The 23,989-nt window shown below is 69.2% G+C and carries 22 protein-coding genes and 1 pseudogene; 16 read left to right on the top strand and 7 right to left on the bottom strand.

Annotated elements, in window-relative coordinates; genetic code table 11:
* The first annotated feature begins 139 nt into the window (after positions 1–139).
* Positions 140–541 carry an HIRAN domain-containing protein gene (locus HKD39_RS20735; RefSeq protein WP_171198346.1) on the top strand — a complete coding sequence of 134 codons (402 nt, stop codon included), beginning with the start codon at positions 140–142 and terminating at the stop codon, positions 539–541.
* Positions 542–587: 46 nt separating this feature from the next.
* On the opposite strand, the gene HKD39_RS18605 is transcribed toward HKD39_RS20735, so the two are convergent.
* The 5 genes from HKD39_RS18605 to HKD39_RS03260 all read right to left on the bottom strand — a co-directional run bounded on the left by HKD39_RS18605 (position 588) and on the right by HKD39_RS03260 (position 6,498).
* A complete protein-coding gene (locus HKD39_RS18605) occupies positions 588–2,090 on the bottom strand; it encodes a M23 family metallopeptidase (RefSeq protein WP_212753809.1) in 1,503 nt (500 codons plus the stop codon).
* Between the two features lie 193 nt (positions 2,091–2,283).
* A complete protein-coding gene (locus HKD39_RS03275) occupies positions 2,284–3,873 on the bottom strand; it encodes an MDR family MFS transporter (RefSeq protein ID WP_171198345.1) in 1,590 nt (529 codons plus the stop codon).
* Between the two features lie 129 nt (positions 3,874–4,002).
* Positions 4,003–4,662, bottom strand: coding sequence for a TetR family transcriptional regulator (locus HKD39_RS03270; RefSeq protein WP_171198344.1), 660 nt, complete (start codon positions 4,660–4,662; stop codon positions 4,003–4,005).
* Positions 4,663–4,731: 69 nt separating this feature from the next.
* Entirely contained in the window at positions 4,732–5,517 is a 786-nt protein-coding gene (locus HKD39_RS03265; RefSeq protein ID WP_171198343.1) for a hypothetical protein, read from the bottom strand.
* Between the two features lie 54 nt (positions 5,518–5,571).
* On the bottom strand, positions 5,572–6,498 hold the full coding sequence (locus HKD39_RS03260; protein ID WP_171198342.1) for an acyltransferase domain-containing protein: 927 nt from the start codon (positions 6,496–6,498) through the stop codon (positions 5,572–5,574).
* Positions 6,499–6,647: 149 nt separating this feature from the next.
* Between HKD39_RS03260 and HKD39_RS03255 the strand changes: the two genes are divergently transcribed.
* From HKD39_RS03255 to HKD39_RS03220, 8 genes are all read left to right on the top strand, one after another.
* Entirely contained in the window at positions 6,648–8,405 is a 1,758-nt protein-coding gene (locus HKD39_RS03255; protein WP_171198341.1) for an HNH endonuclease, read from the top strand.
* Positions 8,406–8,482: 77 nt separating this feature from the next.
* Entirely contained in the window at positions 8,483–10,504 is a 2,022-nt protein-coding gene (gene thrS / locus HKD39_RS03250; protein ID WP_343074546.1) for a threonine--tRNA ligase, read from the top strand.
* Positions 10,505–10,516: 12 nt separating this feature from the next.
* Positions 10,517–11,038 carry an HIT family protein gene (locus tag HKD39_RS03245; RefSeq protein ID WP_343074545.1) on the top strand — a complete coding sequence of 174 codons (522 nt, stop codon included), beginning with the start codon at positions 10,517–10,519 and terminating at the stop codon, positions 11,036–11,038.
* An 88-nt stretch (positions 11,039–11,126) separates the two neighbouring features.
* On the top strand, positions 11,127–11,744 hold the full coding sequence (gene pgsA, locus HKD39_RS03240) for a phosphatidylinositol phosphate synthase (protein ID WP_171198340.1): 618 nt from the start codon (positions 11,127–11,129) through the stop codon (positions 11,742–11,744).
* The gene (locus HKD39_RS03235; RefSeq protein ID WP_171198339.1) at positions 11,741–12,670 is read left to right on the top strand and encodes a phosphatidylinositol mannoside acyltransferase; all 930 of its coding nucleotides are present in this window, start codon (positions 11,741–11,743) and stop codon (positions 12,668–12,670) included. Before pgsA ends, HKD39_RS03235 begins: the two co-directional genes overlap by 4 nt.
* A 10-nt stretch (positions 12,671–12,680) precedes the next feature.
* Complete coding sequence (locus tag HKD39_RS03230) at positions 12,681–13,829, top strand: glycosyltransferase family 4 protein (protein ID WP_171198338.1); 1,149 nt, start codon at positions 12,681–12,683, stop codon at positions 13,827–13,829.
* A gap of 35 nt (positions 13,830–13,864) precedes the next feature.
* Positions 13,865–14,404: a LemA family protein gene (locus tag HKD39_RS03225; RefSeq protein WP_212753808.1), complete on the top strand. Its 540-nt coding sequence runs from the start codon at positions 13,865–13,867 to the stop codon at positions 14,402–14,404.
* Positions 14,405–14,433: 29 nt separating this feature from the next.
* A complete protein-coding gene (locus HKD39_RS03220; RefSeq protein ID WP_171198337.1) occupies positions 14,434–15,558 on the top strand; it encodes a DUF3048 domain-containing protein in 1,125 nt (374 codons plus the stop codon).
* A 3-nt stretch (positions 15,559–15,561) separates the two neighbouring features.
* On the opposite strand, the gene HKD39_RS03215 is transcribed toward HKD39_RS03220, so the two are convergent.
* Positions 15,562–17,337: a CocE/NonD family hydrolase gene (locus HKD39_RS03215; protein ID WP_171198336.1), complete on the bottom strand. Its 1,776-nt coding sequence runs from the start codon at positions 17,335–17,337 to the stop codon at positions 15,562–15,564.
* Between the two features lie 25 nt (positions 17,338–17,362).
* On the opposite strand from HKD39_RS03215, the gene HKD39_RS03210 reads away from it, so the two are divergent.
* Positions 17,363–17,824: a DUF2269 family protein gene (locus tag HKD39_RS03210; protein ID WP_171198335.1), complete on the top strand. Its 462-nt coding sequence runs from the start codon at positions 17,363–17,365 to the stop codon at positions 17,822–17,824.
* A gap of 18 nt (positions 17,825–17,842) precedes the next feature.
* Positions 17,843–18,610, top strand: a complete 768-nt coding sequence (locus HKD39_RS03205; protein ID WP_171198334.1) for a YebC/PmpR family DNA-binding transcriptional regulator — start codon at positions 17,843–17,845, stop codon at positions 18,608–18,610.
* On the opposite strand, the gene HKD39_RS03200 is transcribed toward HKD39_RS03205, so the two are convergent.
* The gene (locus HKD39_RS03200; protein WP_212753807.1) at positions 18,607–19,236 is read right to left on the bottom strand and encodes a DUF2165 domain-containing protein; all 630 of its coding nucleotides are present in this window, start codon (positions 19,234–19,236) and stop codon (positions 18,607–18,609) included. The two genes, HKD39_RS03205 and HKD39_RS03200, sit on opposite strands and share 4 nt — an antisense overlap.
* A gap of 123 nt (positions 19,237–19,359) precedes the next feature.
* On the opposite strand from HKD39_RS03200, the gene ruvC reads away from it, so the two are divergent.
* From ruvC to secD, 5 genes and pseudogenes are all read left to right on the top strand, one after another.
* A complete protein-coding gene (gene ruvC / locus HKD39_RS03195; protein ID WP_171198333.1) occupies positions 19,360–19,968 on the top strand; it encodes a crossover junction endodeoxyribonuclease RuvC in 609 nt (202 codons plus the stop codon).
* Positions 19,965–20,324 (top strand): annotated as a pseudogene (ruvA, locus tag HKD39_RS20260) (Holliday junction branch migration protein RuvA); the annotation flags it as partial. The gene ruvC and the pseudogene ruvA, both read left to right, overlap by 4 nt.
* A 57-nt stretch (positions 20,325–20,381) precedes the next feature.
* A complete protein-coding gene (ruvB, locus tag HKD39_RS03190) occupies positions 20,382–21,416 on the top strand; it encodes a Holliday junction branch migration DNA helicase RuvB (RefSeq protein WP_425488412.1) in 1,035 nt (344 codons plus the stop codon).
* Positions 21,417–21,506: 90 nt separating this feature from the next.
* Positions 21,507–21,929, top strand: a complete 423-nt coding sequence (gene yajC / locus HKD39_RS03185) for a preprotein translocase subunit YajC (protein ID WP_171198331.1) — start codon at positions 21,507–21,509, stop codon at positions 21,927–21,929.
* A 110-nt stretch (positions 21,930–22,039) separates the two neighbouring features.
* Positions 22,040–23,989, top strand: a complete 1,950-nt coding sequence (gene secD, locus HKD39_RS03180) for a protein translocase subunit SecD (RefSeq protein WP_171198330.1) — start codon at positions 22,040–22,042, stop codon at positions 23,987–23,989.

Here is a 23,989-nt window from a genome sequence, read left to right as displayed (position 1 = left end):
CCGTGACGGCAGCCCCGCTACCCTGAACCATGCTCGTGGCCTCGCTGCTGGACGTTGTGAGAGACCAACAGCATGCGCGGCCACGAGCCCTACCTCAGGCTGCCGCCCCGCTCAACGTCCAAGGGCCAACAAACGTGACTTGTTCGTCAGCGCGGACGCCAGGGGGCTCCGATCCGTCGGCATCTTTGGATTTGACGTCCGCGGATTGGCCTATTACGAACGAGCTGCTCGTCGGAGCGATACTCGACCCGGCACCAGGGTCGAGTTGGTTCGAGAACCCTTGAACGACTACCAATCAGCGGCGATTGCGATACACCCCAAGGGTGCTGGCAGTCGAGTCGGGTACGTGAACAAGGGCATGGCGCCTGGACTGGCCAAGCTGCTTGACGCCGGCACCGAACTGTCCAACATCGTTCTGCGTGGGGCGGCACCTGGCGAGAACCCATCAGGAGTGACTGTGCTGGTTGCTCGACCGGAGACGATGGCGCATCTGTGTCGAACACCATGGCCGAAATCGGTGGTGTGCCGAGGGCAATGGTAGGTCCCACTCGCCGTCCCTTCGGGTACTGAGAAACCGCTCACGGCGATCACTTCTTGCACTTCGGCAGGTCGATCAAGAAGGTGATCACACCGGTCAGCACGTAGGCGTCGGAAACGTAGTAGCCCTCGGTGGTCTTGTTCCAGATCTTGCTCTGGTAGGCCTCACCACCTTCGACCTGGCACTGCACCTTCACCGCGGTGCCGGTCTTGTACAGGTAGCGCTCGGCGATAGGCGCATCCAGACTCGGCGCGGTGCGGGCATGCAGATTCGCGATCACCAGGAACCCCATCGGCCCCTTCTCGGCCGCAGGCGCCGGTTCCGTGGTGGGCGCCGGCTCCGTAGCGGGGGCCGGTGCTGCCGGGCTGGACTCGGCGGACGTCACCGGGGGCGGAGCCGGTGCGGTGGGCGGCGGTGGCGGCACCTCGATGCCGGCGCTGGCGCCCGGTGCGGGAGTCTCACTGGCGCTTGGGTTTTCGCTCCAGGTGCCTTCGGTCGGCGGGATCGGCTGCACGGCGTCGGCCGGCATCGGTGGCGGTGCGCTGAACGTCGCCTCCGGCTCGGCCGGCTGTTCGGACCAGGTGCCTTCCACCGGTGCTGGCGGGTCGGCGGGGGCCGGCGCTGGTGCTGGCGCCGGCTGCGGGGGAGGCGCCGGCATGTCCTTGGCCTCACACCGGCGCACCCCGGCGGCCCAACCGTCCGCGCCGGTCTTGACGTACTTGTCGGCGACGAAGAACCCGTCAGCCGTCTTGTCCCAGATCCTGCTGCCGTACGCCTCGCCGCCCTCGGCCTGGCAGACAACAGGAACGTTCTGGCCGGCCGCGTAGGCATTGACCTTGAGGGTCTTGGCGTTCAGGTCCGGCCCCTCGCGGCCGTCAAGGTCGGCCTTCGCCGGGAAGTTGTGCACCCCGTCGGCCGGCGGCGGGGTAGGAGCCGGCGGCTGCGCCGGCGGCGTGGCCCCGTCGCACTTGACCTGGTAGTTCCGCTTGCCCCAGTAGAAGGCGTCCTCGTTGCCGTAGAACACCGCCGGAACCGTGCTACCGCCGACCTTCTGCTCGTAGTGCAGGTGCGAACCCTGCGAGCCGCCGGTATTGCCGACCCGGCCGATCATGTCGCCGACGTTGACCTGCTGCCCCTCCCTGACGTTCTGCGCCGACAGGTGCGCGTACAGCGTCTCGTAGCCACCGGAGTGCGAGATCACGATGTACTGGCCGTAGGAACGGTCGCCCAGGTTCCGCACCGTCTTGACGGTGCCGGCGGCCGACGCAGTGACCTTCCAGCCCTCGTCGTCGCCCGGGTAGTGGTTGAAGTCGATGGACCGGGCGGGGCTGTGATTGCCGCGGGTCCCGCCCTCCCAGGTCTCGCCACACTCGAACGGCACCCGGAAGTTCGGGCGCCCTCCGCTGACGAACTGCGCGTCGCTTGCCGCGTCGGCGGCTGCGGCCGCTGGTGCCGGCTGCGCCGACGAACCCGCTGGCATGACGGCCGCCACGACGCCCACCGCTGTGACTGCCGCGGCTGCGGTGCTGAGCACGATCCCCCTGAAACGCATTCCCCACTCCTCGAGCGTTCGCTGAACTTCCTTGCGTGTTCAGCTTCTCGGGTACCCGGGTAGTCCCGCGATGGGCATCGGTCCCCATGCCGCGCTCTCCATGGCGGGCTCTCCATGGCGGGCTCCCCATCGCGTGCCCGACAGTTGGTTGGTCCCGCCCGGGAGCCACCCGGGCGGGACCGGCGGGGGATCGTCAGGAGGCGGCCGCTGCCGGCGCGGGATCTTCGGTGATGGCCTCGCCGCGGGCGACCATGCCAGAGACGTCAGACAGCTTGATCTGCTTGATGAACAGCGCAAGCACGAACGCAATCAGCACGAACGGCACCAGGTACCAGAAGACCGGGGCCAGCGAGTCGGCGTAGGCGTTGACGATCCCGTCCTGCACCGGCTGCGGCAGCGCCTTCATCGCCGCCGGATCCAACGAGGCACCGGCGGCACTGGCTTGCGCCGCGCTGGCGCCGTTGGCGGTGAACACGTCCTGCAGCTTGCCGGCGAGGTTCGACGAGAACAGCGACCCGAAGATCGCCACCCCGAGCGACGCGCCGACCTCGCGGAAGTAGTTGTTGGTGCTGGTCGCCGTGCCGATCTGGGCCGGCGGCACCGAGTTCTGGACGATCAGCACGATCACCTGCATCACCAGGCCGAGGCCGGCGCCGAAGATCGCCATCATCACGCAGATCACCCACAGCGGCGTTGCCGCGGTGAGCGTCGTCATCCAGATCAGTGCCACCGCGGTGATGGCGGTGCCGGTGATCGGATAGATCCGGTATTGACCCGTCTTGGTGATCAGCAGACCGCTGGCGATGGAGGTCAGCATCAGCCCACCCATCAACGGCAGCATCAGCAGGCCGGACGACGCCGCGGACGTGCCGGAGGACATCTGCAAGAACGTCGGCAGGAAGGCCAGCGCGGCAAACATGCCAAGGCCCAACACGAATCCGATCGCGGTGGCATTGACGAAGATCCGGCTGCGGAACAGCGACAAGGGGATGATCGGGTCCTGCGCGCGACGCTCGATCGCGACGAAAGCCGTTGCGGCGGCTGCCATCCCGGCGAAGATCAGCCAGGTGATCGGGCTACCCCAACCGTAGGAGTCGTTGCCGCCGAAGTCGGTGAAGAACACCAGGCCGGTGGTCGCCAGGCTCAAGGTGACGATGCCGGCCACGTCGATCCGCTTCTCCGGGCGCTTGTTCGGCAGGGTCAGGGTGACGTAGGCGATCGCGAAGGCGGCGATGCCGACGGGAATGTTGATGTAGAAGCACCATTCCCAGGTCAGGTGGTCGACGAAGAAGCCGCCGAGCAGCGGGCCGGCGACAGCGGAGATGCCGAACAACGCACCGAGCGGGCCCATGTATTTGCCGCGCTCCTTGGCCGGCACGATGTCGGCAATGATGGCCTGCGACAGGATCATCAGCCCACCTCCGCCCAGACCTTGCACGGCGCGGAAGGTGATGAATTCCCAGAAGCTGGTGGTGACGGCGGCGCCGATCGAGCCGACGGTGAAGATCGCGATGGCGGCGAGGAAAAGCCGACGCCGCCCGAGGACGTCACCGAGCTTGCCGTAGATCGGCATCACCAGCGTGGTGGCCAGCAGATACGCGGTGGTCACCCAGGCCTGATGTTCGACCCCGCCGAGTTTGCCGACGATGGTGGGCAGTGCGGTTGACACGATGGTCTGGTCGAGGCTGGACAGCAGCATGCCGGCCATCAGCGCCGAGAAGATCAGCCAGATTCGGCGCTTGGTCAATACCAGTGGTGCCGCGGGGGCGGCGGGTGCGGTCATGGAAAGTCCTTTGAACAGAACATGTTTGGGTGGTGCGGCGGGCAACGGCGCACGAACAGTGGTGCAGCGCGGAACAATCGTGAATCGGGCGCGACGGTGTGCTCTTGCGGTGGCGGGTGGCAGGGGGCGTCAGGCGGGCGCGGTACTGGCCAGCAGATCCCTTGCCACAGCGAGGTTCTGCCTGAGCAGGTCCAACAGCGAGGGTCCCGGGTCGGTGGACCCCGCGTCGGTGGGATCGGCGTCGCCGGAGGCGAAGGTCGCGAAAGTGGTGAAGGCTCGGGTGATCAGCGCGCCGATCAGGTCGACGGCGACGCGGGCGCGTGGGCTGTCCGCGTCGATCCCCTCCCGCTCGGCGACGAGCTCGGCGAGTCGGTCGGCCCTGTCGAGGTATCGGGCGTGAAACATCTTGGCCAGCTTGGGCTCCGACTCGACCGCCTGGTGGAACAGTCGAATCCGTTGCGGCGACGGCGATTCCGGTTCCAGCATGGTGGCGATGGCCGCCACCATGTCTTCCAGCAGGTCGCCAGTGGGCAGCCCGGCGACGAAGCGTTGGGTGACCTCGCGGTGCGCGTGCTCGCGCTGATCGCCGAGCAGCACGTCTTCTTTGCTGGCGAAGTAGTTGAAGAAGGTACGGCGGGAAATCCCGACCGCCTCGGCCAACTCGTCGACGGTGAAGTGGTCGAAGCCGCGTTCGATGGTGAGCCGGATCGCCTCGTCGGTCAGCCGCAGCTTGGTCTGCTGCCGGCGCCGATCGACTCGGCTGATCGTTGAAGCTGCACCTTGGCTCACACAGTGCAGTGTTGCACTAAGCGGCGAAGAGTGCAAGAAGCTGCGCTGAGGGCTCTCGCACAGTCCGCTTCAGCGGCGCGGCGACTTCGGCGCGTCCAGCGAATCGAGCAGCGATTGCACCTGCGCCAGCTCGTCGCGGAGCTGCCCGGCGCGTTGTTGCGCCTCGGCCTTTGCCGCCGCCACCACATCGCCGACGGCCTGCTGCAACGCAGGAGCATCGAACAGCCGGGCCGCGGCCAGCACCGACCCCGGCGGCACCGGCGTCGACTTCTGCAACGAGCGGCCGCCGCGGGTGGCGCTGAGCGTCCATTGCTCCCCGGACGAGGCAAGGGTGATGGTGACCGCCGGCTGCTTCTGCCTCGCGCGTGGGCGGCGGCTGCGGGCCGCCGCCGGGGCCGGTGACGGTGACCGTGACGACGACGGTGCCGGGCTGGTCGGCTTCGGCGCGGCCGGTCGGGCAACGGGGGGTTCGGGAGCCTGAGTCGAGGCTTCCGGAGCCGGAACCTTGGTGGCCGCGGCCTTGGTGGCCGGGGCCTTGGTTACTGGGGCTGCGGTAGCTGGGGCCTTGGTCGCGGCACGCGGTTTGCGGGTGGCTGCCCCGACGTGCAGTTCGTCCGGCCCGAACTGCAGGGTTTCCATGGTGCCGGCGAGTTTGGCCCGCACCGTGATGAACTCGGGACCGTCGACGGTCGGGTCGCCGATGGCCAGCACCTGTCCACGAACACCGTCGCCGAACTGGTTGCCGTGCAAGGTGACTCGCGGCTTCTTGCCATCGGCCAGGGCGGCGCGGAGAGCGGCGATGTCGTCGTCCGAGAGCCGCGGGCGACGGTGGGTTCTTGGCGCTGGGGTCATCACGCTGGCCAGTGTTTCAGCCGGGTCGGACAGCTCCGCACCGGGGGATGGGCCTGGTCAGGCTTCCTGGTACCAGGCAAACCAGCCGGTCGCACTGTGCCAGCTGCCGCCACACCGCAATACCTGCACAACGGCCCGCTCCAGCCTTGACCGTTGCGGCAGCTGCTCGAGCGGCAGGTCCGGCTGGTCGAAGGTGAACTCGAGTGCCGAGGTGCGGTCTACTGTCGGCTCTCCGACCAGCTGGAACCGGCTGGCGAACTGCGGGATGTTCGCTTGTGCCCCAAGGTGTTCGGCCAGCTGCGGGTCGAGCAACCATGAGGTGCAGATGGCCACCGGATAGCGTTCTTCGGGGAAGTGTTCGGTGAAGAACTCCCTGGCGCGATCGATGGATTCGTCGACGGCGACGGCCGACAAGGGGCCCTGGTAGCGCGGGATGTGCAGGCTGAGCACCGGCTGACCCTGATCCAGCGGCAGCCCGGCAGCGGTGGCCGCTTCGGCCACCTCGGCGCTGGCGAGCCCACGCTCGTACTGCAACCGGCCGAGCTGGTAGATCTTGCCGGTGAAGTGCAGCTCCATCCAGCTCGGCTCGGCGAAACCATTGATGCCGTAACGGGTTTGGTAGACGGACGCGTGCCGCCCCAGGTCGGACAGGATCAACCTGGACTGGGCGTCGTCGATGCCGCGCTCACGGTGGAACTCCCGCACCGCCGGCAGTGCACTGACGAACATCAATACGTAGCCGAGCCGGCCGAAAACGCTGCCGTCAGCGGGAATCGGGACCTTCTCGGCCAGGTTCAGGTAGCCAAGATTGCCGAACTCGCCGGCCAGAAAGTCGCGCCCCTGCAGTACCGTCGCGCGCTGCTCGTCGGTGAGTCGGTCGGCGAGCTGCAGCAGTTCGGGCACCGCCGGGTACGGGACGGTGAGAGCGGAAAGTTCGTCGGCGAGGTCGACTCCGGCAGGGATCTGCGGTGGCGCGCTGGTCATGGTCGCCAGTCTGGCATCGCGTGCTCGCTGGCCCGTTGTCGGAGGGCGGTGGCAGCCTGCATCGTGGGGGAGTAGCCGCGCTGACGAGGTGCAAACAAAAGTTCGAAAAAAGGCTTGTGGATGGCTCGGAAGATGGGTAGAGTGAGGGGGTGGAACGGATAGGCGGTGGAGTCGAGGACGAGGGTGGTGGGGCGGTCGCGCCGGAGCGCCAAGACTCGTCCCGGCCTGCCGCGGCCGCCGGCGACTCTGGTTCGCCCGACCCGCGCGAGGAATGCCGCTCCGTGGACGACGAGGTGCGCGTCGGTTCCGGCGTCGGCGTAGCGGGCGGCGAGTCAGCTCATAACGGCTACACCGTGGTGCCATCGGAAGTTGCACTTGCCGAGCTCAGCGACGCCGAGCGGGCCGAGCTGCTCGATGCGAAGGCAACGTCCGCGGTCGGCGGGCTCGCGGTCACCATGCCGTTGATGCAACCCGCCGTCGGCCAACAGGAATGCCTGGCGCGCATCGAGTTGCTGCACCAACTGCAGGCCGCGGTGGCGGGCCAGTTGGTGGTTGAGCAGGCTCGCTTCGCCGACCTGGAACGTCAGCGGCAACAAGACGCCGGGGTGCGCGCCCGCGATCTGGGGCGCGGTACCGCCAACGAGGTCGGATTTGTGCGTGGCATGGCGCCGGTGGCCGCGGGTCGGGAGATCGCGCTCAGTCGCCGGCTGATCGTCAGGGCGCCGGAAACCTTGCGGCGCTTGCGTTCCGGTGAGGTGCCGTGGTCGCACTGCCGGATTCTCGACTCCGAGACCAGTCATTTGGACGACGAACAGGCTCGGCTGATCGACGCCGGGCTCGCCGGCTCATTGCACGGCTGGAACCGAGCGCAGGCTCAGCAGGCCGTTCGGCACGCCTGCTACCAACTCGACCCACGCTCGGCCGTCGAGCGGCGCGCGCGGGCAGAACAAGACCGCAGGGTCACCATCCGCCCGATGCCCGACACCATGACGATGGTCTCGGCGCTGCTGCCGGTCGCCCAGGGTGTGGCCACCTTCGCCGCGCTCACCCGGGACGCCGAGGCGGCCCGCAGCGCCGGGGACGCCCGCACCAAGACACAGTTGATGGCCGATCTGCTGGTTGCCAGATGCGTTGGCGCGCCAGCAGTCTCGCCGGAGATTCCCCAGGCCTCAACAGACGTTCCGGCGGACGCCGTGACCGACGACAACAGCGCCGCGGACGACAACGTTGTGGCAAACGACGAGAGCGCCGCGAAGAGCAACACCGCGAACCCCAACAACGCGCCGAACGACGATAGCGCGACGGACGCGCAGGCGAGCGGCGCGCCAAGCTCATCCGCTGACCCGCCGGTGCCGCGCTGGCAACCCGACACCACGCTGAACGTCACCATCTCCGCCGATGCGTTGTGGGGCCGCAGCCAGCAACCCGGCTACCTGCAGGGCTTCGGCCCTGTCCCAGCCGACCTCGCCCGCGAACTCGCCGTCGGGCCACTCGACCCGAAGAGCTTGCCGCCTCGGTCTCGGGTGTGGCTGCGCCGCGTTGTCACCGATCCGGTCACCGGCATCGCCATGGCGGCCGACCCGCGCCGGCGCCGGTTCGATGCTGGCGTCAGAAAACTCATCGCCCTACGAGACCGACGATGCCGCGAACCGTACTGCGACGCGCCCATCCGCCACACCGACCACGTCGAGCCGTATCGACGCGGCGGCCCGTCAACGCTCGACAACGGCCAGGGGCTGTGCGCCGGCGGGAACTACGTGAAGGAGATCCCCGGCTGGCGCAGTGAACCGGGACCGGGCGGAACCGTCACCGTCACCACACCGATGGGGCGGCGCTACCGGACGCGCCCGCCGCGACCGACCGGCCTGCCACCGGTCACCGAACAGCTGGAGGCCGCCGATGGATAGCATCGCTTAGCCGGCGTCCGTAGCGCCGCACCAGCCGGCGCCAGACCGGCCGGCGCCGTACCAGTTCAGGAGTTCATGTGGCCCCCGCATCCGCCCCACGTCTGCGCATCCCGGCGGGCACCAGCGCTTCGCAGGCCGTCGGCGACGCCGAACTGCCGCGCTCGGGGCCGCAGGCCGTCGTCGTGGTCCGCGACGCCGACGGCAGGCTGCGTGACCTGTCGTGGACGCCAACCGAAGACGTCGAGGTCGAGCCCGTCCCGGCCGACACCGACGACGGCCGCAGCGTCATCCGGCACTCCGCGGCGCACGTCCTGGCCCAAGCCGTGCAGCAGCAGTTCCCGGACGCCAAGCTCGGCATCGGCCCGCCCATCACCGACGGCTTCTACTACGACTTCGACGTCGCCGAACCGTTCACCCCCGAGGATCTGCAGTCCCTCGAAAAGCGGATGAACAAGATCATCAAATCCAACCAGCGGTTCGCCCGGCGCGAGTACGCCTCCCGCGAAGAGGCCCGCGCCGAGCTCGCCGGCGAGCCGTACAAGCTGGAGCTCATCGATCTCAAGGGCGGCTCCGACGCCGACACCGAAGACGTCCCGGAGCTCTCCGCCGACGGATCGCTCACCGCCTACGACAATCTGCACGCGCACACCGGCGAGCGGGTGTGGAGCGACCTGTGCCGCGGCCCGCACGTGCCCACCACCAAATACATCCCCGCGTTCAAGCTCACCCGCTCCAGCGCCGCCTACTGGCGCGGTGACCAGAAGAACGCTGACCTGCAACGGGTTTACGGCACCGCCTGGGAATCGCCCGAGGCCATGGACGAGTATCTGCACCGACTCGCCGAGGCCGAACGCCGCGACCACCGCAAGCTCGGTGTCGAGCTCGACCTGTTCTCGTTCCCCGACGAGCTCGGGTCGGGTCTTGCCGTCTTCCACCCCAAGGGCGGCGTCATCAAACGCGAGATGGAGGACTACGTCCGGCGCCGGCACCTTGAGGAGGGCTTCTCCTACGTCGGCACCCCGCACATCTCCAAGGAGGGGTTGTTCCACACCTCCGGGCACCTGCCGTACTACGCCGACGGCATGTTCCCGCCGATGGACCTTGAGGGCAGCCGGTACTACCTCAAGGCCATGAACTGCCCGATGCACAACCTGATCTACCGCTCCCGGCCCCGCAGCTACCGCGAACTCCCGCTGCGGCTGTTCGAGTTCGGCAGCGTCTACCGCAACGAACTCTCCGGCGTTGTGCACGGCCTCACCAGGGTGCGCGGCATGACGCAGGACGACTCGCACTCCTACGTCACCCAGGAGGGCGCGGCCGCCGAGATCGCTCACCTGCTCAAGTTTGTGCTCAGCCTGCTCGACGACTTCGGGCTTACCGACTACTACCTCGAGCTGTCCACCCGAGATCCCAACTCCGACAAGTTCATCGGCACCGACGAGCAGTGGGAGCAGGCCACCGCCACCCTGGAACGCGTCGGCCGTGACACCGGCCTCGAGCTGGTACCGGACCCGGGCGGCGCCGCCTACTACGGCCCGAAGATCTCGGTGCAGGCCCGCGACGCCATCGGCCGTACCTGGCAGATGTCCACCGTCCAGCTCGATTTCAACCAGCCGCAGCGCTTCGGCCTTGAGTACCAGGCCGCCGACGGCAGCCGACAGCAGCCGGTGATGATCCACTCGGCCAAGTTCGGTTCCATCGAGCGGTTCATTGGGGTGCTCACCGAGCATTACGCCGGCGCCTTCCCGGTATGGCTGTCGCCGCTGCAGGTGGCCGCCATCCCGGTGGCCGACGAGTTCGCCCCGCACCTGGACGCGATCGCAGACCGCTTGCGGCGCAAGGGCATCCGGATCGAGGTCGATCGCGGCGACGACCGCATGCAGAAGAAGATCCGGAACCACACCACCGGCAAGGTGCCGATCCTGCTGCTGGCCGGCGGCAAAGACGTCGACGCCGGCGCCGTCTCGTTCCGGTTCCGCGACGGCAGCCAGCTCAACGGTATTCCGGTGGACGCCGCGATCGCCGCCATCGAGGGCTGGGTGGACAGCCGCAACAACACCGAGCCCACCGCCGAGACCTTCGGCGAACTGCTGAGCTGATCGGTGCCCAGGGTGCAGGAGCAGACGGAACTGCAGGACGGGGTCGGTGATCCGGACGGCTTCGCCCGGCTCTGGACGCCGCACCGGATGGCCTATGTCGGCGGCGATTCCAGCTCGACCGAATGCCCGTTCTGCCGGATTCCCACGCTGTCCGACGAGGACGGTCTGATCGTCGCCCGGGGCGAAAAGGTCTACGCGGTACTGAACCTGTACCCGTACAACCCCGGCCACCTGATGGTGGTGCCGTACCGGCACCTGCCCGACTACACCGACCTGGACGACGCCGAGTTCGCCGAGTTCAACGAGTTCAGTCGGCATGCGCTGCAAGCCATTCGCCGGGCCTCGAACCCGCACGGCTTCAACCTCGGCATCAACGCGGGTGCCCCGGCCGGCGCCGGCATCGCCGGGCATCTGCACCAACATGTGGTGCCGCGCTGGTCCGGCGATGCGAACTTCATGCCGGTGGTGGGTCAGACCAAGGTGCTGCCGCAATTGTTGGGCCAAACCAGAGAACTGCTCGCCGCGGCCTGGTAGCTGCTGCGCGCGAGCGGCGACCGCTATCGTGGTCACCTGCTGCAACCGCGGCCCGAGCCCTGCGCCAGAGAGATGATCGGATCACTGCATGCTCAACACCTTTGCGCGATCCGCTGTCTCCAAGGTGGTGGATCCGATCGGGCGTTGGTTGCTGCGGATCGGGCTCACCCCGGACGCCGTCACGCTGATCGGGACCGCAGGGGTGGTGGCCGGCGCGGTGATCCTGTTCCCGCTCGGCCACCTGTTGGCCGGCACTTTGGTGATCACCGCCTTCGTGCTGTTCGACCTGATCGACGGTGCGATGGCGCGAGCCCGCGGCTATGGCACGCCGTTCGGCGTCGTGCTCGACGCCACCTGCGACCGCATCGCCGACGGCGCGGTGTTCGGTGCGATCGCATACTACTGCTTCACCACCGGCAAGACCACCACCGGCGTCGCCGCCCTGCTGTGCCTGGTCAGCGCCCAGGTGATCTCCTACGTCAAGGCCCGTGCCGACTCGGTGCAGCTGCCCATCGGCGGCGCCCTGGCCGAACGCGCCGAACGCAACCTGCTCGGCCTGTTCGGCACCGGGCTGGCCGGCCTCGGGCTGACCGCCGCGCTGCCCATCCTGCTGTGGATTCTGGCGGTGGCCAGCTGTCTCACGGTTGTGCAGCGGCTGCTCCAGGTGCGGGCCAGCTATCAGCGCCAGCAACAGGCCAATCCATGACGGTGGACAAGAACCGGTTGGTCGGCCTCGCGATGGCCGGTGGCTGGCAACTGGTTCAGGCGTTGCCGGCGCCGGTGGCCGACGCCGCGTTCGCCGCCGGCGGTGAGTGGCTGTTCCGTCGCCAGGGCCGCCCGGTGGTGCAGCTGGCCCGCAACCTGCACCGGGTGCTGGGGGAGCGGTCGACACCTCAAACCCTGGCCCGCGTCACCAGAGCAGGCATGCTCTCGTACGCCAGGTACTGGAAAGAGACGACCCGGCTCGGCGCGATGAACCTCGACCGGGTCTACCGCTACGCCAGGAACAACACCTACGGCCTCGACCGGGTGCAGCGGGCCGTCGACTCCGGCCGCGGCGTTGTGCTCGCCGTCCCGCACTCCGGCAACTGGGACGTCGCGGGGCTGGTCGTCACCCGCACCTTCGGCAGCATGACGACGGTGGCCGAACGCGTGGAACCGGCCTCGCTGTTCGACAAATTCGTCGACTACCGCACCTCGCTGGGCATGACGGTGCTGCCGCTCACCGGTGGCCAGGGGTCGGTGTCCGGGCTGCTGCGCGCCGAATTGGAGCGGGGGAAGATCGTCTGCCTGCCCGCCGACCGCGATCTGACCGCCAACGGGGTACCGGTCAGCTTCTTCGGCGAGCCGACCAAGATGCCAGCAGGGCCGGCAATGTTGGCGGCGCTCACCGGCGCCATGTTGTGCACCGTCCGGCTCAACTTCACCGACGACGGCGGCTGGCGGCACGTCGTCCAGCCGGAGATCCCGATCGCCGGAAAACGCTTGCGCGACAAGGTGGCTGCCGCCACTCAGCAGATCGCCGACGAGTTCGCCGCCGGCGTCGCCGCGCGTCCGCAGGACTGGCACATGATGCAGCCGCTGTGGCTGTCCGACCTGGCCGCCCGCCGGGCCGCCGCCGCCAGATCATGAGGGTCGGGTCATGAGGGTCGGGATTGTCTGTCCGTACTCGATGGACGTGCCCGGCGGCGTGCAGGCGCACGTGGCCGACCTGGCCAGGGTGCTGATCAGGTTCGGGCATCAGGTGTCGGTGCTGGCCCCCGGTGACGAGGGTGGCACCGGCCCTGACGGCTCTCCGCTTCCGGACTACGTTGTCCCCGCCGGCCGCAGCGTCGGCATTCCCTACAACGGGTCGGTCGCCCGGCTCTCGTTCGGGCCCAAGTCGTACACCAGGGTGCGTCGCTGGATCCGGACCGGTCAGTTCGACGTGCTGCACCTGCACGAACCGGTGGCGCCGAGCTTGTCGCTGCTGGCGCTGATGGTGGCCGAGGGTCCGATCGTCGCGACCTTTCACACCGCCAACCCGCGCTCGCGGATGCTGGCCGCGTTCCAACCGGTGCTGCAGCCGTTCCTGGAGAAGATCACCGGCCGCATCGCGGTCAGTGAGCTCGCGCGCAAGGTTCAGGTGGAGCACCTCGGCGGCGATGCGGTGATCATCCCGAACGGCGTCGACGTCGACTTCTTCGCCGACGCCCGTCCGCTGCCGGGCTATCCGCGCGCCGGCGGCACCGTCGGCTTCGTCGGACGGTTCGACGAACCCCGCAAGGGCATGCCGGTGCTGCTGCAGGCGTTGCGCCGGTTGCTGCCGCGCCGACCTGCCCTGCAGTTGTTGGTGGCCGGTCCGGGCGACGCCGACGATCTGCGCAGGGAGGCCGGCGCCGATCTGGCCGGCCACATCCGGCATCTCGGGCTGGTCAGCGACGCCGACAAGGCCTCGCTGCTGCGGTCGGTCGACGTGTACTGCGCCCCGAACATCGGCGGCGAGAGCTTCGGGATCATCCTCACCGAGGCGATGAGCGCCGGTGCTCCGGTGGTGGCCAGCGACCTGGACGCCTTCGCCAGGGTGCTGGCCGGCGGGACCGCGGGGGTGCTCACCAGGGTGGGCGATCCGGCCTCGCTGGCCGGCGGCCTCGCCACCGTGTTGGACGACGCGGCGCTGGCCGCCGAACTGGCCGGCCGCGGCCGCATCGCCGTCAAGCCGTACGACTGGAACACCGTTGTCCGCACCGTTCTCAAGGTCTACGAGACGGTGATCGACGGCGACCCGCGGCACGTGGTGACCGCGGACTGAACCCTGGCGGGCTTTGCTCGTGTCATCCTGAGCCGGTGACGGTCTTCCTTGTTGTGGTCGTGGTGGTGCTGCTGCTCGCCGCCGCGCTGCGGCTGTGGCTCACCGCGAACCGGTTGGACCGGCTGCACGTTCGTACCGAGGCCGCCTGGGCCGCTCTCGACGGTGCGATGGCGCGCCGCATCGTCGCCACCAGAGCGATCGCCGCCGCCGGCGGGCTGGAACCGGAACGCGCGGCCGTGCTCCGGGGGCTGGCCCGGCAGGCCGACACCGCCAACCGCGACTTCCGCGCCGACGCCGAGAACGATCTCACCAGGGCGCTCGCGGTGTTGCCGCCGACGGTCGACGAGGAGTTGCTGGCCGAACTGTTCGACGCCCAGGAGCGCCTCAGTCTCGCTCGGCGCTTCTACAACGACGCGGTCCGCGACACCAGGGCATTGCGCGACAAGCGATTCACCAAGCTCTTCCGGCTCGCCGGCAGCGCCGCGCTGCCCGACTATTTCGAGATCTCCGAGCTGCGGCCGTTGGGTCGCCCGGACGATTCAGTGACCGACGTCGCCGGATCACCTACCCGATAAAAAGTTCGCGCTGCGTTACCTTCGGCGGCGTGCGCTTACCTCGTTCCGGTGTCCCCCTGCTGATGTTCGCGGCTGCATTGCTGGTGGTGCTCAGCGGGTGTGCGTCGTCGGGAGCGGCGTCCGTCACCGTCACCAGCTCGATGGCCGTCCCGGCCAGCCCGCCGGGTACCCCCGACCCGCCGAGTGCCTCCGAACCGCCGGTGGCTCCGAAGATCACCGCCACCACCCGGCCGACCGCCGCCAGCACCTCCCGCAAGCCGGCCAACCCGCCGACCACCGCCAAGGTCGACCCGCTGACCGGCGGAAAACCCAGTGCCAACCCGGTGATCGCCGCCAAGATCGACAACACCGCAGCCGGTTTCGGGGTGCAGTTCGGCACCGCGGCCGCCGACATCGTCTACGTCGAGCAGGTGGAGGGCGGACTGACTCGGCTGATCGCCGTCTACCACTCCGCGCTGCCCGCGGAGGTCGGCCCGATCCGCAGCGTGCGCAGTACCGACACCGAACTGCTGCCCAGCTACGGCAAGCCGGGCCTGGCGTTCTCCGGCGGCGCCGGCGGACCGCTGGAGATGTTGGCCGCCACCGACATTGCGAACCTCTCGGCCGACACCTCGGGCTCTGCCTACTGGCGCTCGTCGTCCGGCGACGGCACCCACAACCTGCACGTCGACGTGCAGAAGCTGGCCGCCGAGTCGGGGCTGCCGGCTCCGACCGGACCCGGTTTCCAGTTCTCCGCGGACGACGCCCGGCTGAGGTCGGCACCGGCCGTCGGCTCGGTTCAGGTGACGATGGTGTTGGGCCGCACCAGCTTTGCCTTCGCCGACGGCCGCTACCGGGTCAGCAGCAAGTACGGCGACTACGTCGATCGGTCGGGCGGTGCTGTGGTCGCCGACAACGTGGTGGTGCAGCGCGTCACCGACGAACCCGACGGCACCGTCGACACCAACGGGCAGCCGTCGCTGCTGTCGCACACGGTCGGCACCGGCGAGGTAACGCTGTACCGTGACGGCAAGGCGCTCAAGGGCAGCTGGAAGCGCGACAACGCGGGGGCGCCAACGGCTTTCGTCGACGCCTCGGGCAAGCCGTTGCTGTTCAAGCCGGGAAAGACCTGGGTTCTGCTGGCGCCGGCGAACGCCGAGATCAGCACCGGCTGACGATCAGCGATCCAGCACCGGCAGCTCCAGCAGCGGGCCGTCGTCCGGTCCGAGAACTTCATAGCTCGTCGAGGTGAGGGTGGTCGCGGTGGCCAGCGGCTGGCCGCTGCCGGTGTTCCGTGCCAGCAACGCATTCGCCGCACCGGACAGCTGCAACCGGATCCGGTGGCCCTTGGCGAAGTAGCAGGCGGTGGGCGCCAGCGGCAGCGTCACCGCGACGGTGCCGTCCGGTAGCCGCAGCACCTCCGCGGTCGGCGCGCCGGCCGCGGTGTCGGCGGCCCGATCGCGTGCCGCATCCAACCGCGGGTCGAGTCGCAGCCCGGCGTCGGTCAGATTGATCGACTTCTCACGCGCACCGCGGCCGGGCGCCACATCGCACAGCCGGACGAAAATGTCGGCGTTCGGATTGCTGAGCCGCAGCCGCAGCCGCACCACCGGGACCCCGGCCGCCGTCACCGGATCGGTCAACGGCTCGGTGGACAACACCAGCACGTCGTCCCGATTCTCGCGTGGGGCCTGGTCTTTCGGGCCGGCCAGCGCCGGGTCGAGGGAACGGCCACCGCACATCGGTGCCGGGTCGGCAGGGTCGTGCACAAAGCTGCCGATCGGTTCGGTATCGGTGCTCGGCGGTGCCGGGGTGAGCAGCCCGGGGGCGCCGGCGAAGAGCGACAGGTGTTCCGCCGGTTTCGGCGGCCAGCTGGGTAGTTCCAGCCAGGCTGACCCGCGCGGGGCGCCGAGCACCCGCACCCGCACCGCGGGGCCGAGTTCTTCGGTGTCGCCGAACACTCGGCGGGCGTGACCGACCAGTTCCCGCACGACGGTGAGCGCCGCCGCCGGTGAGGCGTGGTGCCAAGGCCCGACGGTCAGCCGCGGCGGCTCAGTGCCGCGGCGAGCCGCCCGCTGGGTCAGCAGCACATGGTCGGCAAGCTGGCCGGTGAGCATGATGTCGTACCAGCCGGCCACCAGATTGACCGGGGGAGTGGCGGTTTCGGCGTCCTGCCGGCCGGAGCTCTCGGCCGTCGGCAGCGGGCGGAAGTCGATGCGCCGCCAGTACTCGTCGGTGACGTCCTCGTGGTCGATCCAGTCGTGGTAGTAGCCGATGCGATGGCCCACCAGCGGCTGGTCGGCGTCGGCCACCGGCAACGCGGCCGCCGCCGCCACCTTGTGGGGTTTGCGGGTCAGCTGCGCGCGCTTGCGGGTCAGCCACGACCGCTCCTGCACATCGAGCGCGTACAGCCAGGTGGTCGCCAGGTCCAGCCCGAACGCCCCGCCCGGATAGATCAGATCGCGGGGAAAATCGCTGGCGGACACCGATATTGCCGCGCCTTTGACGTCGTCGCCGGCGCCGGAGTGCAGCACCGCCCACTGGGTCAGGCCGAGGTAGCTCGGCCCGAAAAGGCAGACCTGCCCCGAGTACCAGGGCTGCTCCCGCAGCCACCGCAGCGTGGCCTGCCCGTCGGCGGCCTCGGCGAAGAACGGATCGAACTCACCGCCGGATCCGAAGGTGCCCCGGCAGCGCACCGACACCACCTGAAACCCCTGCGCCGCGATCAGCCGCAGCGGCCGCATCGGCTCGCGGTTGCCATATGGCGTGCGTGCCAAAAGGATCGGCGCCGCCGGCAGGTCGATCGGGGCCACCCGGTCGGCCAGCAGGGTGATGCCGTCGTCCATCGGCACCGCGAGGTCCTTTTCCACCAGCAGTTCGCGGTGCCGCGGCCGTGGCAGCCGGGCCAGCGCGGACAACAGACGGATCGACAGATCGAGCGGCATGGGATCCATCCCAGCATGCCGATACTCTTGAGTTGTGTTCGACCTGATGACTGCCCTGCATGTGCTGCTCGCGGTGTTCGCCGTCGGCCCGATGGCGATGCTGCCGCAACTGGCGCTGCGCGGCATTCGAGAGGACTCGCCCGGCATGGTGGCCGGGCTGGCCAGGGCGACGTTCGTGTTCAGCATCGTCTCGGCCGCCGTTGTGGTGTTCGGGTTCGGTGCGCTCGGCACCCGCCCGGACTGGGCCGACTGGTCGTTCTCGTCACTGTGGATCTGGCTGTCGCTGGTGCTCTGGGCGCTCGCGGTGCTGATCACCGTGCTGGTGGTGGTGCCGGGACTGCGGGACGCCGCCGACGCGCTCCGGGCGTCCGCCGGGTCGTCAGCCGGTGCCGGGACTGCTGACGCCAGAGCCGGCTACGGCAAGATCGCCGCCGCGAACGGGATCGCCACCCTGATGCTGGTCGCCGTCGTCGTGTTGATGGTGGTCAAGCCCTGAGCCGTAGACTCGACGGTTATGAGTGGGCATTCCAAATGGGCGACGACCAAGCACAAGAAGGCCGCGATCGATGCCAAGCGCGGCAAGCTGTTCGCCAAGCTGATCAAGAACATCGAGGTGGCGGCGCGCGTCGGCGGGGGCGATCCGGCCGGTAACCCGACGCTGTTCGACGCCATCCAGAAGGCGAAGAAGTCGTCCGTCCCCAACGACAACATCGACAGGGCGGTCAAGCGCGGCTCCGGCGCCGAGGGCGGTGGCGTCGACTACCAGACCATCATGTACGAGGCGTACGGCCCGGCCGGCGTCGCGATGATGATCGAGTGCCTCACCGACAACCGCAACCGCGCGGCCACCGACGTCCGGCTGGCCGTCACCCGTAACGGCGGCAACATGGCCGACCCCGGCAGCGTGGCATACATGTTCTCCCGCAAGGGTTTGGTGGTGGTGCCGAAGTCTTCCGAGCAGAACACCGACGTCACCGAGGACGACCTGCTGCTGGCCGTGCTGGACGCCGGCGCCGAGGAGGTCAACGACCTCGGCGAGGCCTTCGAGGTGGTCAGCGAGCCCACCGACCTGGTGGCGGTACGCACCGCGGTGGTGGACGCCGGACTCGACTACGACTCGGCCGATCAGAGCTTCGTCGGCAGCGTCCCTGTGCCGCTGGACGAAGAGGCGGCGCGCAAGGTGCTCAAGTTGATCGACGCGGTGGAAGACCTTGACGACGTGCAGAACGTCTACACCAACGCCGACATCTCCGACGACGTGATGGAGAAGGTCGACGCCTAACGCTCGCCGGCGCCGGTGTCGGCAGTGGCGGTGGAGCGGCCGGAGTCGCGGCCGGCCGGCAGGAACAACAGCAGCAGCGGGATCGCCGCAACGATGATGTTCCGCAGCGCCGATTCGGTGCCGTTCCAGGCGCTGGAGCGCCACATCTGGAACCATTCGCCGCCGATGTCGAGGAAGCCGCCGAAGAACAGCAGGATCACCTTCAGCAGGCCGATCACCGACAGCGCCCTGGCCCGCGGGTGACCGGCCCGGCGTTCGGCGATCCAGGCCACCACCGCGGCGATCAGCACCAACGCCGCCAGCGTCTCCCAGGCGATGATCAGCACGTAGCCGGCGGTGCGCAGCCCGCCGGAATCGATGGCTCGCCACATCACGTCGGGGTCGAGATCGGCGCCGGGTTCGCCGCCGAAGTTGGTGGTGTCCATCTTCAACACGTGGTCGACGAACTGGTGGTTGGTGTCGAAGTCGGTGATGTTGCCGAACGCGATCAGTGCCATCATCAGGGCGTTCAGGCCGACCAGCACCGCGGCCACGACGGGAAACGAGCCCAGTCGGGTCCAGCGCGGCGGGGGATCAGCGGCTGCGGGAAGCTGGCGTGCTTGCTGGTTCCGACCGTCGTTCGTCACCAGGGCATTGTTGTCCGGATCGGCCGCCGTTGCCCGACAAGGCGCGCCGTTGAACCGAACGGTGGCGTTGCCCCGGTAACGTTCCACGCGTACAGGTGTTCGGACGAAGTGAGGGAGTGCGGCGTGCGGGTGCTCGGCATCGACCCAGGGCTGACCCGCTGTGGCGCCGGCATCGTCGAGACCACCGGGCGCGGCGGTCGGCAGCTGCGGCTGGTGCACGTCGGGGTGGTGCGCACCCCGGCGAACGACGATGTCGCCACCCGGCTGTTGGCGGTTGCCGAACACGTCGAGGCGCTGCTCGACGAGCACCGCCCGGATCAGCTGGCGTTGGAGCGAATGTTCAACCGGCACAACGTTTCCACCATCATGGGAACGGCGCAGGCGGCGGGCGTTGTCGCGGTGGCCGCGGCCCGGAGGGGCATCCCGGTGGCCTGGCACACCCCCACCGAGGTCAAGGCGGCGGTGTCCGGCAACGGCGCTGCCGACAAACAGCAGGTCGCCACCATGGTCACCAAACTGCTCAAGCTGGACGCCCAGCCCCGCCCGGCGGACGCTGCGGATGCGTTGGCGCTGGCCATCTGTCAGCTGTGGCGCGGCCCGCTGGCCGCCCGGCTCGCTGCCAAGGGTGCCGGCCGCAGCGCCGGGCAGCAGCACTACCCGGCGGCGACCGGCCGGCCACGACGGGTGGCCGGGCTGACCGTCACCGGGTTCGGCGCCGGAGCGCGCGGATGATCGCGGCATTGCGGGGCAGCGTGCAGACGATCGCGCTCGACCATCTGGTGCTGGACGTCGGCGGCGTCGGCTACGCGGTGCGGGCAACGCCGGCGACGCTGGGTGCGTTGACCGCCGGTGAGACGGTCACGCTCGCCACCACGCTGGTGGTGCGTGAGGATTCGATGACGCTGTACGGCTTCGCCGACCGCCCGGCCAAGGAACTGTTCGAGCTGGTGCAGTCGGTATCGGGGGTCGGGCCGAAGATCGCGCTGGCCCTGCTGGCGGTGTTCGATCCGGACGAGCTCAGCGCCGCGCTGGCCGCGGGCGACACCGCGATGCTCACCCGCGCCCCCGGGATCGGCAAGAAGGGCGCTGAACGGTTGGTGCTCGAGCTGAAGGACAAGGTGGTCGCGGTGACGGAGCCGGAACCGCTGTCGGTCAGCGACCCGGGACTGACCGCGACCGACACCGACATCGAGGCCTCGCTGCGGCCCAAGGACCTCACCGAATTTGTTGGGCAGCAACGGGTTCGGCAGCAGTTGGAGCTGGTGCTCGCCGGGGCCAAGCTGCGCGGAACGGTGCCGGACCACGTGCTGCTGTCCGGCCCGCCAGGGTTGGGCAAGACGTCGCTGGCGATGATCATCGCCGCCGAGCTGGGGTCGACCCTGCGGGTCACGTCCGGCCCGGCGCTGGAACGGGCCGGCGACCTCGCGGCGATGTTGTCCAACCTCTCGGACGGTGACGTGCTGTTCATCGACGAGATCCACCGGATCGCCCGTCCGGCGGAAGAACTGCTGTACCTGGCGATGGAGGACTTCAGGGTCGACGTGGTGGTCGGCAAGGGGCCCGGCGCCACCAGCATTCCGCTGGAGCTGGCACCGTTCACCCTGGTCGGTGCCACCACGAGGGCCGGCCAGCTCACCTCGCCGCTGCGCGACCGGTTCGGCTTCACCGGGCACCTCGAGTTCTATGCGCCGGACGAGCTGGCCACCGTGCTGCGCCGCGCCGCCGGCATCCTGAACGTCGAGCTGCGGGCCGACGGCGCGGCCGAGATCGCCGGGCGCTCCCGGGGCACCCCGCGGATCGCCAACCGGCTGCTGCGCCGGGTCCGTGACTTCGCCCAGGTGCAGGCCGGTGATGCGGCGGCGGCGGTGGACCGGGCGGTGGCGCGGCAGGCGCTCACCGTCTACGACGTCGACGAACTCGGGCTCGACCGGCTGGACCGGGCGGTGCTCACCGCGCTGTGCCGCAGCTTCGGCGGGGGACCGGTCGGGCTGAAGACGCTGGCGGTGGCTGTCGGCGAGGAGCCGGCCACCGTCGAAGAGGTATGTGAGCCGTACCTGGTGCGGATCGGCATGCTGGCCCGCACCGCCAGCGGCCGGGTGGCGACACCGGCCGCCTGGCAGCATCTGGGGTTGGCCGGTCCGGCCGCGCCGGGCGCCGATCCCGGCCTGTTCGGCGACTGATCGGCCGCGATACTCCGGTACTGTTGATCGGGATGTGCGTTGCAGGTCACAAGGCCTGACCCACCCCGCAGACTTGAGGGAGCTTCACCCATGGAAACCATGCTGCTGCCGATTGTGATGATCCTGGCACTCGGCGCGATGATGTACTTCAGCGTCAAGAAGCAGAAGCGGATGGCCGCCGAGCAGCAGAAGATGCAGGAGTCGATCGTCCCCGGTACCAGGGTGATGACCACCTCGGGCTTGTACGGCGATGTCACCGCCGTCGCCGACGACACCATCGAGCTGGAGATCGCCCCCGGCCTGCGCACCACCTGGGTGCGGGCCGCGGTGCGTGAGGTCGTCGTCCCCAAGGCCGGCGGCACCGACGCCGTCGACGGCACTTCGGCCACCGGTGCGGTCTCGGGCACCGACGGCAGCTACCAGCTGAACGGCGAGTTGCAGAGCCGCTCCACCGACGGGGTCAGCGACGCCGACGGGATCAGCCTCGACAAGCGTCGCGGCGACATCGGCTAGGCTCCACGTTCGTCCGGGCTGTAGAACCGTCCTTCGCCCGAAGATGTCGGCGCGAGCAGCCCGTGGTTGCCCGGTGCCGGTAGCGCGTCCAGACCGAGAAAAGGCACGAAGTGGCAACTCCGCAAGCCGGCAAGTTCCGGCCATGGCTGCATCTGGGCATCTTCGGTGCCCTGGTGGTGCTCTTGTACGGATTGGTGTTTTTCACCCCGGGCTCCAACGCTCCCAAGCTTGGCATCGACCTGCAGGGCGGAACCAGGGTGACGCTGGGCGCCAGCCTGCTCGGCGGCGGCGATCCGCCGCGGGAGTCCATGCAGCAGGCCAGGGTGATCATGGAGAACCGGGTCAACGGATCCGGTGTGGCCGGCGCCCAGGTGCAGGTGGACGGCGCCAGGCAGCTGGTCGTCACCGTCCCGGGAACCGATGAGGCGCTCGCCGGGCTGACCCGCTCCGCCATCCTGAACATCCGTCCGGTGGTTGGCCAACCGGTGCCGGACATGACGGCGCTGCCGGACCAGACCTCCAGTACCGGCGCCACCACCTCCGGCCCGTCCAGCAGCTTCGCGGAGACCACCCGCAGCGCCGTCGGCGAGACGCTCTCCAACCCGCCGCCGATTCCCAGCGCCCCGGCCGCATCGGCCGCGCCGCCCACCACTGCTGCCACCGCCGCGCCCACCATCGCCTCGGGCGCACCGACGTCCGGCGCCGCCGCCTCCGGTCAGGGTCTGCGCCCCGCCGCTGCCGCCACCTCGCCGGCCCCCAGCGGCAGCGCCGCCGCCCCGCCGGCGTCCAGCGCCCCGGCGTCCGCAGCTGCGGCGTCCGGCGCGCCCGCCAGCTCGGCGGCCGCATCCGGCCCGGCGAGCACGGCGGCCAGTTCCAGCGCCGCTCCCAAGGGCGGGGTGTTCCCGGCCGGCAGCGACCCCAAGATTCCGATCCAGCCGCAGGGCAACACCGAAGCGGCCTTCACCGCTTGGCAGACCGCGGCAGCGCAGAGCCTGGCCAGCGGTCAGCTCACCTGCAAAGACATCAACGACCCGCGCTGGATCGGCAACGACGACCCGGAAAAGCCGCTGCTGGCCTGTGGCACCATCGGCTCCGGCGACCAGGCCGTCACCGCCATGTACGTGCTGGAGAAGACGCTGATCCCCGGCTCGCAGATCGACAGCGCGAACGCAGGGCCGAACCCGCGCGGTAACGGTTGGGTCATCAACATGCAGTTCGACAGCACCGGGGCGGGCGTCTGGGCGACCTACACCGCGGCCAACATCCAGAAGCAGACGGCGTTCACCCTCGACGGTGAGGTGCTGTCCGCGCCCGCCATCCAGGCCTACATTCCCGGCGGGCAGACCGAGGTGAGCGGCGACTTCACCCAGCAGAGCGCCACCCAGCTCGCGAACGCGCTGAAGTTCGGCTCGCTGCCGCTGAAGTTCACCGAGGAGAAGGTGGACACCATCAGCGCCGAGGTCGGCTCCGAGTCGCTGGTCGCCGGCCTGATCGCCGGTGGCATCGGGTTGCTGCTGGTGGTCATCTACTGCCTCATCTACTACCGGATGCTGGGCGTCATCACCGTCGCCTCGCTGATCCTTTCCGGCATTTTGGTGTACGCGGTGATGGTGCTGCTGGGCCGCTGGATCGGCCTCAGCCTCGACATGGCCGGTGTTGCCGGTCTGATCATCGCGATCGGTATCACCGCCGACTCGTTCGTCGTCTACTTCGAACGACTCAAGGACGAGGTCCGCGAGGGCCGCAGCTTCCGCAGTGCCGTACCCCGCGGCTGGGCCAGGGCCAAGCGCACCATTCTGTCCGCGGACGCCGTCACCTTCCTGTCCGCGGTGATCCTGTACGTGCTCGCCGTCGGCGATGTGAAGGGTTTCGCGTTCACCCTCGGCCTTTCCACCGTGCTCGACCTGGTGGTGGTGTTCCTGGTGACGCACCCGGCGGTGGCGCTGGCGGCCGACTCGCGACTGTTCCGCTCGGCAAAGTACTCCGGCCTCGGCGCCGTCGCCGAAGCCGGCGCACGGCACCGCGCCGCCACCTCCCGACTCGTGGCGAAGGAGGCCTGA

The sequence above is a fragment of the Nakamurella aerolata genome, assembly GCF_013002705.1.
Lineage (GTDB): Bacteria > Actinomycetota > Actinomycetes > Mycobacteriales > Nakamurellaceae > Nakamurella > Nakamurella aerolata.
The sequence above is the reverse complement of the archived record's forward strand: the minus strand, read 5'-3'. Positions and strand labels throughout refer to the sequence as shown.